At 49.2% G+C, this 12,292-nt stretch carries 13 protein-coding genes; 6 read left to right on the top strand and 7 right to left on the bottom strand.

The genetic code is table 11. The annotated features are described in order from the left end of the window. Positions 1 to 256: 256 nt before the first annotated feature. The 5 genes from ACOQOZ_RS21850 (at position 257) to ACOQOZ_RS21830 (ending at position 5,382) form a co-directional block, all read left to right on the top strand. Entirely contained in the window at positions 257 to 1,579 is a 1,323-nt protein-coding gene (locus tag ACOQOZ_RS21850) for a TRZ/ATZ family hydrolase (protein ID WP_420590271.1), read from the top strand. Positions 1,580 to 1,766: 187 nt separating this feature from the next. Next, positions 1,767 to 2,483 carry a bifunctional 2-polyprenyl-6-hydroxyphenol methylase/3-demethylubiquinol 3-O-methyltransferase UbiG gene (ubiG, locus tag ACOQOZ_RS21845; protein ID WP_420590270.1) on the top strand — a complete coding sequence of 239 codons (717 nt, stop codon included), beginning with the start codon at positions 1,767 to 1,769 and terminating at the stop codon, positions 2,481 to 2,483. Next, positions 2,480 to 3,169 carry an HAD family hydrolase gene (locus tag ACOQOZ_RS21840; RefSeq protein WP_420590269.1) on the top strand — a complete coding sequence of 230 codons (690 nt, stop codon included), beginning with the start codon at positions 2,480 to 2,482 and terminating at the stop codon, positions 3,167 to 3,169. The genes ubiG and ACOQOZ_RS21840 overlap by 4 nt, the downstream gene beginning before the upstream one ends. Positions 3,170 to 3,322: 153 nt before the next feature. Then, on the top strand, positions 3,323 to 4,123 hold the full coding sequence (locus ACOQOZ_RS21835; protein WP_420590268.1) for a YciK family oxidoreductase: 801 nt from the start codon (positions 3,323 to 3,325) through the stop codon (positions 4,121 to 4,123). A gap of 131 nt (positions 4,124 to 4,254) precedes the next feature. After that, entirely contained in the window at positions 4,255 to 5,382 is a 1,128-nt protein-coding gene (locus ACOQOZ_RS21830; protein WP_420590267.1) for an aminotransferase class V-fold PLP-dependent enzyme, read from the top strand. A gap of 116 nt (positions 5,383 to 5,498) precedes the next feature. Here ACOQOZ_RS21830 and ACOQOZ_RS21825 read toward each other — a convergent pair whose 3' ends face one another. The 5 genes from ACOQOZ_RS21825 to ACOQOZ_RS21805 all read right to left on the bottom strand — a co-directional run bounded on the left by ACOQOZ_RS21825 (position 5,499) and on the right by ACOQOZ_RS21805 (position 10,587). Further along, complete coding sequence (locus ACOQOZ_RS21825) at positions 5,499 to 5,939, bottom strand: hotdog fold domain-containing protein (protein ID WP_420590266.1); 441 nt, start codon at positions 5,937 to 5,939, stop codon at positions 5,499 to 5,501. Between the two features lie 50 nt (positions 5,940 to 5,989). After that, on the bottom strand, positions 5,990 to 6,409 hold the full coding sequence (locus tag ACOQOZ_RS21820; RefSeq protein ID WP_420590265.1) for a MarR family winged helix-turn-helix transcriptional regulator: 420 nt from the start codon (positions 6,407 to 6,409) through the stop codon (positions 5,990 to 5,992). 183 nt (positions 6,410 to 6,592) lie between these two features. Further along, entirely contained in the window at positions 6,593 to 7,879 is a 1,287-nt protein-coding gene (locus tag ACOQOZ_RS21815) for a PepSY-associated TM helix domain-containing protein (protein ID WP_420590264.1), read from the bottom strand. Then, complete coding sequence (locus tag ACOQOZ_RS21810) at positions 7,879 to 9,942, bottom strand: TonB-dependent receptor family protein (protein WP_420590263.1); 2,064 nt, start codon at positions 9,940 to 9,942, stop codon at positions 7,879 to 7,881. The genes ACOQOZ_RS21815 and ACOQOZ_RS21810 overlap by 1 nt, the downstream gene beginning before the upstream one ends. 255 nt (positions 9,943 to 10,197) lie before the next feature. After that, the gene (locus tag ACOQOZ_RS21805) at positions 10,198 to 10,587 is read right to left on the bottom strand and encodes a DUF3127 domain-containing protein (protein WP_068655550.1); all 390 of its coding nucleotides are present in this window, start codon (positions 10,585 to 10,587) and stop codon (positions 10,198 to 10,200) included. A gap of 279 nt (positions 10,588 to 10,866) precedes the next feature. Here ACOQOZ_RS21805 and ACOQOZ_RS21800 point away from each other — a divergent pair, with 279 nt between their 5' ends. After that, complete coding sequence (locus ACOQOZ_RS21800) at positions 10,867 to 11,559, top strand: endonuclease (protein ID WP_420590262.1); 693 nt, start codon at positions 10,867 to 10,869, stop codon at positions 11,557 to 11,559. Positions 11,560 to 11,578: 19 nt separating this feature from the next. Here the strand turns inward: ACOQOZ_RS21800 and ACOQOZ_RS21795 are convergent, their stop codons facing one another. Both ACOQOZ_RS21795 and ACOQOZ_RS21790 read right to left on the bottom strand, forming a co-directional pair. After that, positions 11,579 to 11,962 (bottom strand): DOPA 4,5-dioxygenase family protein, encoded by a 384-nt coding sequence (locus tag ACOQOZ_RS21795; protein ID WP_420590261.1) that lies wholly within the window; start codon positions 11,960 to 11,962, stop codon positions 11,579 to 11,581. After that, on the bottom strand, positions 11,962 to 12,225 hold the full coding sequence (locus tag ACOQOZ_RS21790; RefSeq protein WP_420590260.1) for a hypothetical protein: 264 nt from the start codon (positions 12,223 to 12,225) through the stop codon (positions 11,962 to 11,964). Before ACOQOZ_RS21790 ends, ACOQOZ_RS21795 begins: the two co-directional genes overlap by 1 nt. Between the last annotated feature and the right edge of the window lie 67 nt (positions 12,226 to 12,292).

Genomic DNA, 12,292 nt, shown 5'->3' with positions numbered 1-12,292 from the left:
TCTGCTTGAACGTTAAATACAAAGCATCGGAGCATATCACAGTTGCCAACCAAAAACCGAAGAAAAACAAGGAAATACCCGCTGAGAGCTCCTGTATCGCGCTCTCAGCGATTTTTGCTTTCAGACACCTGTCTAAATCGCTCAAAAAACAGACAGAAAATTCCTTTCCTCCAGAGCCACAACAAGCTCTGAGAGATTGGTAAAAATCGGATATACTCTCCCACCACTTTGATTAGCAGATCCGGAACCCTGATACATGCAGGCCGATATTCAGATTAACGCACGCTGGGTCGCACCATTAAGTGCATCCCACAGCCGCACCGTACTGCACAACCAGGCGGTATTTGTGAAAGACGGTAAGATTCTGGCCATTCAGGATCAACAAGCCACCAGCCATGAAGCTGATCAGGTTGTTGAGTTAAATGACCATATTTTATTGCCAGGCTATGTGAACGCCCACGGCCATGCAGCGATGTCATTATTCCGTGGTTTGGCCGATGACCTGCCGCTAATGACCTGGTTAAACGAACACATCTGGCCTGCGGAAGCCAAATGGACAACCGGTGAGTTTGTTCTGGACGGCACACGTTTAGCTATTGCAGAAATGCTGAAGTGTGGCACGACCACCTATTCCGATATGTATTTCTATCCGCATCAAGGCGCACAAGCGGCGGTCGAATCCGGCATCCGTAATGTCAGCTTTACGCCGATTCTGGATTTCCCGACGAACTTTGCTCAGAACGCCGACGACTACATTGAAAAAGCCGTCGCTGCACACAAGCACTATCACAACCAACCGCGTATTACGCTGGGTCTTGGGCCACACGCCCCATATACCGTTTCCGATGCGCCATTAAAAGAAGTCACCACACTGGCAGATCAGCTGGATATTCCGGTTCAGATTCATTTGCACGAAACCGCTTTTGAAGTCGCACAAAGCCTGGAAGAAAAAGGCAAACGTCCAACTCAGCGTTTAGCCGACTTAGGTTTTTTAACCGAGCGTGTCAGCTGCGTGCATATGACGCAGATTTCTGACGACGATATTCAGATTCTGAAACAAACCGGCGCTTCGGTTGTGCATTGTCCGGAATCCAACTTAAAACTGGCCAGTGGTTTTTGCCCAACCGCCAAGCTGTTAAGCAATGGCATTAATTTAGGTTTGGGAACCGACGGTGCCGCCAGCAATAACGATTTAAATATTCAGGGCGAAATGAAAACTGCCGCAATGCTGGCCAAAGCCGTCGCTGAAGATGCCGCAGCCCTGCCCGCCTGGCAGGCTTTGGAAATGGCCACCATTGGCAGCGCCAAATCTTTGGGCATTGATGACCAGGTTGGTTCGCTGGACGTTGGCAAGTGGGCTGACATGCAGGCAGTGAATTTATCTCAGCTGGGCCAGAACCCACTGTACGATCCAATTTCGCAGCTGGTTTATACCGATTCGAGTCGTGCCACCGAGTACGTTTGGGTTGAAGGCAAAGCCTTGTTGGAAAAAGGCCAGTTAAGCGAAGCCAGCGGCCTGGATGAAGAACAGTTAATTGCCAATGCAGTGCAGTGGCAGAAGAAAATTTCGCAAAATTAAAATTAATTTAAGGAGTTCAAAGCAGACACTTTTTCTACCGTCGCCCAGAAGGCACGTCCATGTACCTGCCGGGCGATCGCAACATCCTGTTGCTGCTCTCGAAAAAGTCTCTGCTTTAAACTCTGAAGATATGTTCCCGGCGGCTTAATTACTCCGGCGACTTATTCCTGAGAATTAGGGAAAAGATATGAGCACTGAAAAAGCGCAGAATGTAGACAGCGCAGAAATCGCTAAATTTGAAGCTCTGGCCACTCGTTGGTGGGACCTGGAAAGCGAATTTAAACCGCTTCACGAAATTAACCCACTGCGGACTAATTACGTCGATCGCATCGCTCATCTGGCTGGCAAAAAGGTGCTGGATGTCGGCTGCGGCGGTGGCATTCTGTCAGAAGCGATGGCTCAACGTGGTGCTGATGTTACCGGTATCGACATGGGTCAGGCTAATCTGAACACCGCGAAACTGCATGCGTTAGAAAGCGGCGTAAAAGTGGACTACCAATGTATCCCGGTAGAAGAACTGGCAGAACAACAGCCGGAATCCTTTGACGTGGTGACCTGCCTGGAAATGCTGGAACACGTTCCAGATCCGCTTTCCATTATTAAAGCGTGCCACAAACTGGTTAAGCCTGGCGGCAAGGTGATTTTCTCCACCATTAACCGCAATCCGAAATCTTATGCCTTCGCGATTATTGGTGCAGAATATTTACTGCGCCTGGTTCCAACAGGCACCCACGATTATCACAAGTTTATTAAGCCAAGCGAAATGACCCGCTGGTGTCGTGAAGCCGGTTTAGCCGTTACCGATATGACGGGTATGGTTTATAACCCAATCACTAAGATTTACAGCCTGAAAGATAATGATGTCGATGTTAACTATCTGATGGCCACGGAAAAAGCGGAATGACACCTTCTCGCATGAAACCTGAGGCAATCTTATTCGATTTAGACGGCACCCTGGTTGATACCGCCCCGGACTTTTTTGCTGTGGTTAATGGCCTGCGTAAAGATCAGGGCAAACCAGAACTGGCGGACGAAAAAATCCGCGAGCAGGTTTCTAACGGCGGCTCTGCCCTCACCCGTATCGCCTTTGACTATCCGGATCAGGCCGGTCGTGATTTAGCGACAGCTTCCAGTGTTTTTATTGAGCACCGTCAGCAATTACTGGATCGCTACTTCGACAATATCGGCACACTAAGTGGCTATTTCCCGGGTTTTGAGACAGTCATTGCTGAGCTGGAAAAACAGGAAATTCGCTGGGGTATTGTGACCAACAAGCCCCGCCTTTACACCGACGAGCTATTAAAGAAACTGAATATTCAGTGTGATGTGGTGATTTGCCCGGATGACGTTTCCAAAGCAAAGCCTGATCCGGAACCACTATTAAAAGCCGCAGAAATCTTGGGTCTGAAAGCCGAGCAATGCTGGTACGTTGGCGATCATATCCGCGACATACAAGCAGGCAAAGCCGCTGAGATGTTCACCCTGGCAGCCAGCTTCGGTTATATCGAAGCGGACGATAGCGCTGAGAACTGGCAGGCGGATGCCATTATTGAAACGCCCGAGAAACTCTTAAGCTTCATTAAGCTTTAACCCAAATAAGAGGGTTGTAGCGTCGGAATGTTTTTCTGAGCAGCGACAGGATGTCGCGGTAGGATCGAGGGCCATGGATGGCCCACCGATCCGGCGGGAAAAATATTCTGATGTTGCAGCCCGATCAAATATTTAAATTACGAAGCAAGCACAATGATCGATATTAGCCAATTAAAGCCTGTTGCACAGGCACAACAAGAACAGGTTTTAAAAGGCCGCGTCATTCTGGTGACGGGTGCGGGTTACGGCATTGGCCGCACCGCTGCGTTAACTTACGCTCGTGCCGGGGCAACTGTTCTGCTGCTGGGTCGTACTCAGGAAGCATTAAACGACACCTACGATTTAATTGAAGCAGAAAACCTGCCTCAGCCTGCAGTACTGCCATTCGATTTAGAAGAAAGTGACGAAGATAAATTCCGCGAACTGGCGAATTTAATTGAAGAAAACTTCAACCACTTAGACGGCGTATTATTAAACGCCGGCGTTCTCGGTCAACGTACCCCGTTGGACAATTACGACTGGAACACCTGGCAAAAAGTGATGCAGATTAATGTGAATGGCCAGTTCGTATTGATGAAGCACCTGATTCCACTGCTGCGCCAGGCACCCAACGATGCTGCGGTTATTTTCACCACCTCCAGCGTGGGCCGTAAAGGCCGTGCTTATTGGGGTGCTTATTCGGTATCGAAATTTGCCACCGAAGGTCTGATGCAGGTTCTCGCAGAAGAACTGGAGAACACCTCCGATGTACGCGTGAACTGTATTAACCCGGGCGGTACCCGCACACAAATGCGCGCTTCAGCCTATCCGAACGAACATCCACACAGCGTTCCGGAAGCGGATGAAATTATGCCGCTGTATATGTACCTGATGTCGCCGGATTCCATCGACGTTAATTGCGAAAGCATTGACGCTCAACCGAAGAAGGCTCCGGGCGCACGCAGCGGCGAATAAGCGGATCTCGTTATTACTGGAACGCTCTCTGGATAAGGTCGTTCCCGCCTGCACGCTTTACCCGTGCAGGCTTTTATTATCTAATCGACTAAACTTTTCGTTTTTATTTTTACCAATTTGCAGGAGACAGCATGGCTGGCTTACTTCCGGATCTGGATCCAAACGGCTTATTAGAATATTCCGTTGTATTTACCGATCGCTCTCTGAACCACATGTCACAACAGTTCCAGACTGTAATGAACGATATCTCTTCCACTCTGAAATCAGTTTATAACGCTGATGCTGTGGTTGTAGTGCCTGGTGGCGGCACCTATGGTATGGAAGCGGTTGCTCGTCAGTTCGCCCAGGACAAAAAGACTCTGGTTATCCGTAACGGCTGGTTCAGCTACCGCTGGACTCAGATCTTTGAGATGGCCAACATTCCGGCTTCCAGCACCGTATTAAAAGCCAAGCGCATCGAAGAAGGCCCACAAGCACCTTTCGCTCCGGCTCCAATCGACGAAGTGGTTGCCACCATTAAAGCTGAAAAGCCTGAAATGGTATTCGCGCCACATGTAGAAACTGCGTCCGGCATGATTCTGCCAGACGACTACCTGAAAGCCGTTGCTGACGCTGTTCATTCGGTGGGTGGTTTATTCGTTCTGGACTGTGTTGCTTCCGGTACGCTGTGGGTTGATATGAAAGCCATCGGCGTTGACGTATTAATCAGCGCGCCACAAAAAGGCTGGAGCTCTTCTCCGTGTGCCGCTCTGGTGATGATGAACCAGGCCGCTCTGGATACAATGGAAAATACCACCAGTACCAGCTTCGCAGCCAACCTGAAGCAATGGCACATGATCATGCAAGCCTACGAAAACGGCGGCCATGCTTACCACGCCACCATGCCAACCGATGCCCTGACTAAATTCCGCGATACCATGATGGAAACCAAAGAATACGGTTTCGACAAAGTACGCGAAGAGCAGCTAGAGCTGGGCAAACGTGTACGCGAAATGCTGGAAAGCAAAGGTATTAAGAGCGTTGCCGCAGAAGGCTTTAAAGCCCCAGGCGTAGTGGTTAACTACACCACCGACGGTGAAATGCAGAGCGGCAAAAAATTCGCTGCTCAAGGCATGCAGGCTGCAGCCGGTGTACCACTGATGTGTGACGAAGGCGACGACTACCAGTCTTTCCGTATCGGCTTATTCGGCCTGGACAAACTGCACGATGTTGAAGGTGCGGTTAGCCGTCTAGAAAAAGTGATCGATCAGATTCTGTAATTCCTGATCGATACAGCTTAAATAAAAAAGCCGGAGATGAATTATTCAACTTATCTCCGGCTTTTTTATATCTGAATTACAGCCCAAGAAACAGCCGCCGGTTCAGCATAATCAGATTAAGACAACTTCACATTCATAGTGATATCAGCACAAAACACTTCTGTGCCTTCGGTATCAAATGCAGAAACATGCACCGGAATTTCACCACCCTGGGAGAAATCCACATCTTCAACGTTACTCACCACCTTTAAATCGGTTTTCGCTTTAGCCAGATATTTCACCGTCATCCCCTGCGGAATCCAGCGCGCACCTTCAGGCACAGACACATCAGTGACAACACCCGCCGCCAGCTCCGCAGCATTACACATGGCAATGGCGTGTACCGTACCAATATGATTTTGCACCTTGGTTTGTTTCTTCAGAAAGACTTCGCAATAACCTGGCTTTAAATCAACCACATGCGGGTCAATCGTAGAAAAATACGGCGCCACCTGGCTGATGCCTTTAGAAAACATCTCAGGACCCAGCTGGTTAAACATTTTCAGATACTGGCTCATTGTTATTCTCGCTCTGTTACTCTGCTTGGTTTTACTTAATTGTTGCTTGGTTAATACTTAAAATCGTCAATCATTACGTTCAGAAAACGTGCGACCGTTTCCAGCTCTTCATCACTGAACTGAGCGCTGATTTTATGATTCAATTCTTTAATCAGAGGAAAAACCTCCAACAGTTTTGACTGCCCTTCAGCGGATAAATACAAACGTGAAGCACGACCATCCTCTTCGCAGGCGCGCCGATCAATCAGATCGTTTTTCTGCATACGACCGATCAACCCAGTAATCGCAGACTGGTTCTGCCCCACTACAGCCGCCAACTCTTTCTGCAAACAACCTTCATTCTTGGCGATAAAAATCAGCGCCGTCGCCTGGGTGACCGACAACCCCAGACGCTCCTTACACTGCACATCGGCAAACTTAAACATCCGATGTTGGGCCATATTGATCAGAAAGAAGAATCTCTTATCCATCTTCGCAACTACTTCACATGTGAAGTATATATTTTTAACAGCGACCCCAATCCTTTGCAAGAGAAAAATAAAATCCCACAGAGAACCCTGCGGGACCAACAAGCTGTCAGATAAACGGGATGTTGGATACAGTGAGATACGAAGAGAACAGCAGAGCCTGGTACAAACAGGCTCTGCCCTGATTTAAGCCAAACCTGCGCTGGCCCGCTGAGCAAGCCAACTGACACTGATCAGCAAAACACAGCTCAGACCAAACATCGGGAATAAGATTGCCAAACCAGCAATCAGCAACAACAGAATCTGCCCGACCCGGAAGGATTCCGGTACCTGAGGCAATCCCCAACGGCCTTCGGGTTTACGTTTCAAATAACTGATTAATCCTGCCAACGTACTTAACGCAAATAATGCACTGGCAATGAATACGATCCACCAGTTCCAGCGGCCGTACTCCCCCTGATGCAAACGCATAAATATCTGACGTAATTCCATCAGAATTCCCACATCATCCCAGGTATGACGCTTTACGATTTCACCGGAATATTGATCAAAGTGAATTACCTGCTGATCTTCCAGCCAGAAAGCGCGATTACGTAGCGTAAAAACGGAATCCGTTTTTTGCGGCAATGTTAATACTAACTTACCCGCCAGTCCCTGCTGCTGTGCCACTTCAACCATCTGATCCAGAGTCAGTGGCGACTTATTAAAGGCCAGGCCATTGTCTGTGTTTGAAAACAAACCCGAGTCACGACGCCAGGTTGTCGGATAGCCGCTGTCGGTGTGTTTTTGCACCCACTTTAAACCACCACCAAAAACATCGGTCCAGGGCATGGCACCGGCAATAATGATCAACATAATCACCGACATCCAAAACCCGAAGACCACGTGAAGATCGCGCCAGAGAATTCGACTGCCACGGTTAAAGCGAATGGTAAAAAAGCCCGCTGAAGAAAAGCGCCGTGCCGGCCACCAGACATACATGCCGGTAATTAATAACACCACAAACCAGCTGGCTACCAGTTCAACCGTCAGAGTGCCCGGCTTATGCAACAACAGCTCTCCGTGTAATTTACGGATGTCGTACATCAGGGTATCTTTCTGATCGATTTCGCCGGTAATTTCGCCCGTATACGGATTGGTATACACCATGTGCCGGGCATGACCTTTTTCAAGCAGACGGAAGCCCAGCGGCTGGTCAGGCTGTTGTGGCAAATACACCTGTTTTACCGCCTGATTACTGGCTACCAGCACCCTATCCAATTGCTGCTGGTAGCTAACGGTTTCATCAGAGATTGTCACCGCTGGCAGCTGCAACACTGACTGGTAGCGCCAGTCGATATAGTCCTGCTTAAACAGATAAATAACGCCGGTAACACACAACAAAAACACAATGGGCAGTGTCGCCAGGCCTGCAATAATATGCCAGCGCCAGAACCAGCGATTCAGATCTTTGGATTTAATTAATGGCCGCATCAGAACTGATACCCAACACCGGCGTAATAGTTACGACCCGCCGCGGTACGGAATTTCAGCTTGCCACGGCTATAACTGGCGCGGTCTTCCAAGGTATCTGTGAGGTTCATCGCGTTAAACCAGAAGCGCCATTGCTGCACTTCGTAAGTTAACCGCAGATTAATACGTTCATCACGGGTAAATTTCCCGGCACGGCTGTTGGCATCGTCGCTGTAATAACTGCTGTAGAAATCGCCCTCCAGTTCTGCGGTTAAACCAATAACCGGCAACCAGGCCAGGCGCACGTTAACGTGGTTGAGTGGCGAGCGACTCATGCGGTTACCGGAAAAATCGCCTTTTACGCTATCGAAATCGTCGTATTTATTGTACGCCAGGGTGTGGGTAAATCCGGCGCGCCAATTGGCACTGGCCGGAGCGTATTCCAGTACGGTTTCAATACCCTTGACCGTTACCTGACCAGCGTTGGTGGTCCGTTCAAATTCGTTACCGTCTTTTTCGAATTCCTGAGTCACCAGGTAATCACGAATACGGTTGTGATAGAAACCGGTATCGTAAACAAAATCTCCGCTAATACCACGCACGCCCAACTCGATATCCAGTGATTTTTCCTGCTTCAGATCCGGGTTGCCGTTATCTTTATCGAATAAATCATCACTGTCCGGCGCATAAAAACCCTGAGCAATGTTGGCCCATAACATATGGTTGTTATTGATGGCGTAATTCAGCCCCAGCTTGGGCGCAAAGTTTTCAAACTCCGCTTTTTTATCGTAAATACTCGATTCATGGCGAATCTCTTCGTATCGCCCCCCCGCAGTCAGCGTTAACTGCTCCGTGGGCTGCAACCGATATTGAGCAAAATACGCATTAATCGAAAATTGCGTATCAAATGTGTCAGCATCACCGGTTAAATTTACGTCTTTGCGATCATATTGTTTTACGTCGTTTTTACCGCGATAACTATCCAGACCCAGCGTCAGATCAGACTTCGCCAGCAGCGTATTGCTGTTGTGAGCTTGGGAAAAATCGTAGTTATATAACAACCGGCCCTGATAGTTTTTATCCACGGCATCCTGCGGGCCACGAAAACGCGATAAACCAATGGTGTCTTTCTGGCGAACCACAAACACCGCATCCAGATAATGCTGCTGATTACGATGCTCCAGCTTCAGCGCTGCAGACTTCTGATTCAGTTCCGTGGCCGAACTCAGACCAGCCGCCTGGGTTTTATCGTCTTTTAATTGTTGCTTGGTTAAATCGCCCCGGGTTTCCTGATCGTGTTTAAAATATTCCAGCCGGGTCAGAATCCGTGTTTTCTGATCTACCGCGTACACCAACTTGCCACTGAACTGATTACGGTTATCTTTTTCACCGTCACGTAAACCGTTTAATCGCTGGCGGTTAGCGTCGAAGAAATACCCTAACCCTTGAGCAGCACCGGAGTTCACCGTACCTGACGTATTCACCCCGCTGCGATGACGACCCAGATTACCCGCTTCCGTCCACACCTCGGTTTCTGAAATCGGCGCAGGCTCACGACTGATCACATTCACCACACCACCTAAAGCGTTATTTCCATAGAGTGCCGACGACGGCCCTTTAATCACCTGAATGCTGTCGATGTCTGCGGTGTTTACCCGGTCCAGCCGCTGAGTTGCTCCCTCATACGGGTTTTCCAGCGGTATACCGTCCACCATCGGAATGGTGTACCCCTTGCCACCGGCGGGAATGCGCAAATTACGCACCTGAGTCTCACCCGGAATCCGATCCAGCACATCATCCGGATCAACAAATTGCAGACGCGTAATATCAGAGCGATTAATCACATAAGAATTCAGCGGTAACTGGTACAGCGGGGTGCTGCCCAACGAAGACGACTGAGAAGCCGCATCACCAATAACCGTTACCGAGCCAAGGGGCACTTCACCTTCTGCGTTCAGCACCTGATCTTCAGCCTGTGGTGCTTTATCTTCAGCCTGTGGCACCTGATCCTCAGCGTATAAATGGGTTGTTGCCACTAAAGACGTTAACACCATGGTTACTGATAAAGCCGAGCCGTAATTCATCACTCTCTCCTGATTCCGCTTTTTGCTTACGCTTAATGCACCTGTTATTTCAGGCGGCGCGGATATTAGGAAAGTTAAAAAAGACTGTCGCGAGGCAGATTGTCACGCGTGGCAGAATGTCGCAGCCAACATAAACGCTTGGTTAATATAAACGCATAGCTAACATAAACACACCGACATAAAAAAACCGCCATCGTCATGACAGCGGTTTTAAAAAGAATCACACGGCTTAGACAATAAAGCCGGAATCAGTAATCAGAACGGTACGTCGTCATCAAACGCAGGACCGGAAGACGACGGAGCAAAACCGCCCATATCAAAGTTCTGAGCCGGAGCGGCATCACCGGCGCGGTCTACTTTCCATGCCTGCAGACTGGTGAAGCATTTTTCCGGCTTACCTGGCGCATTCCAGAGGCGACCAGACAGGTTAAACGTCACCATCACCTCATCACCTACCTGATAGGCATCCATCAGTGCACACTTGTCTTTAATCAGCTCCAGCGCCACATAGTTCGGGTAATCCGGGTTTTCACCTTCACCGCTCAGCTTGATGACAAACTCACGCTTGGTGAAACCGTTCTGACCGTATTCGCGGGTCTGATCGATGGAGTGAATGATTCCCTGGGCTTCGAAGCTCTTAGACATATGGCTACCTGATGGCTGATAAATTGAATGGCCGCCATCATACCACCTTACCTTCCTCTTGTGGGTGGCCTCTTAGCTTCCCACCATTTGTGGGTGGCGCTGCGCTTACCCACCCTACAAAACAAAACGGTCCGTAGGCCGGATAAGCGAAGCGTCATCCGGAAATGCTTGATAAGCGAAGCGCCATCCGGAAATGACGATAACCGCTGTAGCTGCGAGATTCCCCAAACTGCCTTACAATGCCGGCCTTTCAGAATCTGAGTTGTATCTGAGCCCAATATGTCATCTTTGTATGCCCTGATCGTGCTGGCAATCAGCACCCTGCTGTTCGTTTCCCAGGCTTCTGCCGAGCCGCTCACCTTCCGTAAAGCAAAAAAACAGCTGAAAGCCCTGTATCAGGACGAGCACCAAACCAGCTTTTATTGCGGTTGTGACTTTCGTTATCAGGGAAAAAAACTGATTCCAGACCTCAACAGTTGCGGCTATCAGGTACGCAAACAGCAAAAACGCGCCAGCCGTATTGAATGGGAGCACATCGTCCCGGCCTGGGCCTTTGGGCATCAGCGCCAATGCTGGCAAAACGGCGGCCGCAAAGCCTGTAAAAAAGACAGCGTATTTCGCCTGATGGAAGGAGATATGCACAACCTGGTGCCCACCATTGGTGAAGTGAATGGCGACCGCTCGAATTATCGCTTCAGCGATTGGAACGGCTTCCCGCAGCAATATGGCCAGTGCGCCATGGTGGTCGACTTTAAGGGCAAACGCGTACAGCCAACGCAAGAAAGCCGCGGCGCCATTGCCCGCGCTTACTTATATATGGCAGAAAAATATTCCCTGCGATTATCGAAAAAAGAACGCAAACAATACCAGGCGTGGAATAAACAACAGCCACCAAGCCGCTGGGAATGTCGCCGCAATCGTTTAATTGAAAAAATTCAGGGTAACTCGAACCAATTTATTGGTGAGTGTTAAGCGGGAGCCACGTAAACGATCAGAACATCGACAAATCCAGCGCCACCGGATCTCCCAGCCAGTAGGCATAAGTCGTATGATCAGCCAGGTCATTACCCGTTAATGCATGAACCAGCACACTTAAATTGCCGCGCTGCTCATCCAGCCAGGGAATAAACACATCAAACGACTTTTTGCCAAAGGTAATCTGGCAACTCCAACGGGTATGAGGACCGATGGGCTTGCGATGAACGCGACCCACCCTCAAACCAAACAACTCCCCTGCTTGCTGGCACAGCTGAGTGGCGAAATCGACCGTCGCTTCATCGAAATACACATGGGCGTGGTAAGCCTTGTGCCGGTTTATAGGAAAAAGTACAGGGCGTTGCACCTGGCCTTCCGTGGGAAATTGAGAAGCTGACATTAACGACCGCCTTTGATTTTTCGCCATAGCCACATAAAAGGATAGCCAATAACCACAAACGGATACATCAGCGGCGGGTACACAGAGAACACCACCGCCATTAATGGCAGACAGAACAGCACAACCACATTGAAGGTACCAAGCTCAGCAAATACACCGTTGATACCACCCGGGGACTCTTCCAGGTACAGAGTGAGTTTACTGGCACCAATGGTGAGTAGAATGAGTGCAGCGAAGTAAATCAGGGCTTTGGAGAGTCTCATAGGAGTTTAGGGAGAAATGAAGAGTAGCGATTTAAATTCTACCACAGCTGAGATTAATCAAGGTAAG

The sequence above is a fragment of the Bacterioplanoides sp. genome, from assembly GCF_965219715.1.
Taxonomy (GTDB): domain Bacteria; phylum Pseudomonadota; class Gammaproteobacteria; order Pseudomonadales; family Oceanobacteraceae; genus Bacterioplanoides.
The sequence above is the reverse complement of the archived record's forward strand: the minus strand, read 5'-3'. Positions and strand labels throughout refer to the sequence as shown.

Coding starts and splice junctions, on each gene's coding strand:
- ACOQOZ_RS21850 (WP_420590271.1), top strand. CDS start 257: ATGCAGGCCGATATTCAGATTAACGCACGCTGGGTCGCACCATTAAGT.
- ubiG (WP_420590270.1), top strand. CDS start 1,767: ATGAGCACTGAAAAAGCGCAGAATGTAGACAGCGCAGAAATCGCTAAA.
- ACOQOZ_RS21840 (WP_420590269.1), top strand. CDS start 2,480: ATGACACCTTCTCGCATGAAACCTGAGGCAATCTTATTCGATTTAGAC.
- ACOQOZ_RS21835 (WP_420590268.1), top strand. CDS start 3,323: ATGATCGATATTAGCCAATTAAAGCCTGTTGCACAGGCACAACAAGAA.
- ACOQOZ_RS21830 (WP_420590267.1), top strand. CDS start 4,255: ATGGCTGGCTTACTTCCGGATCTGGATCCAAACGGCTTATTAGAATAT.
- ACOQOZ_RS21825 (WP_420590266.1), bottom strand. CDS start 5,939: ATGAGCCAGTATCTGAAAATGTTTAACCAGCTGGGTCCTGAGATGTTT.
- ACOQOZ_RS21820 (WP_420590265.1), bottom strand. CDS start 6,409: ATGGATAAGAGATTCTTCTTTCTGATCAATATGGCCCAACATCGGATG.
- ACOQOZ_RS21815 (WP_420590264.1), bottom strand. CDS start 7,879: ATGCGGCCATTAATTAAATCCAAAGATCTGAATCGCTGGTTCTGGCGC.
- ACOQOZ_RS21810 (WP_420590263.1), bottom strand. CDS start 9,942: ATGAATTACGGCTCGGCTTTATCAGTAACCATGGTGTTAACGTCTTTA.
- ACOQOZ_RS21805 (WP_068655550.1), bottom strand. CDS start 10,587: ATGTCTAAGAGCTTCGAAGCCCAGGGAATCATTCACTCCATCGATCAG.
- ACOQOZ_RS21800 (WP_420590262.1), top strand. CDS start 10,867: ATGTCATCTTTGTATGCCCTGATCGTGCTGGCAATCAGCACCCTGCTG.
- ACOQOZ_RS21795 (WP_420590261.1), bottom strand. CDS start 11,962: ATGTCAGCTTCTCAATTTCCCACGGAAGGCCAGGTGCAACGCCCTGTA.
- ACOQOZ_RS21790 (WP_420590260.1), bottom strand. CDS start 12,225: ATGAGACTCTCCAAAGCCCTGATTTACTTCGCTGCACTCATTCTACTC.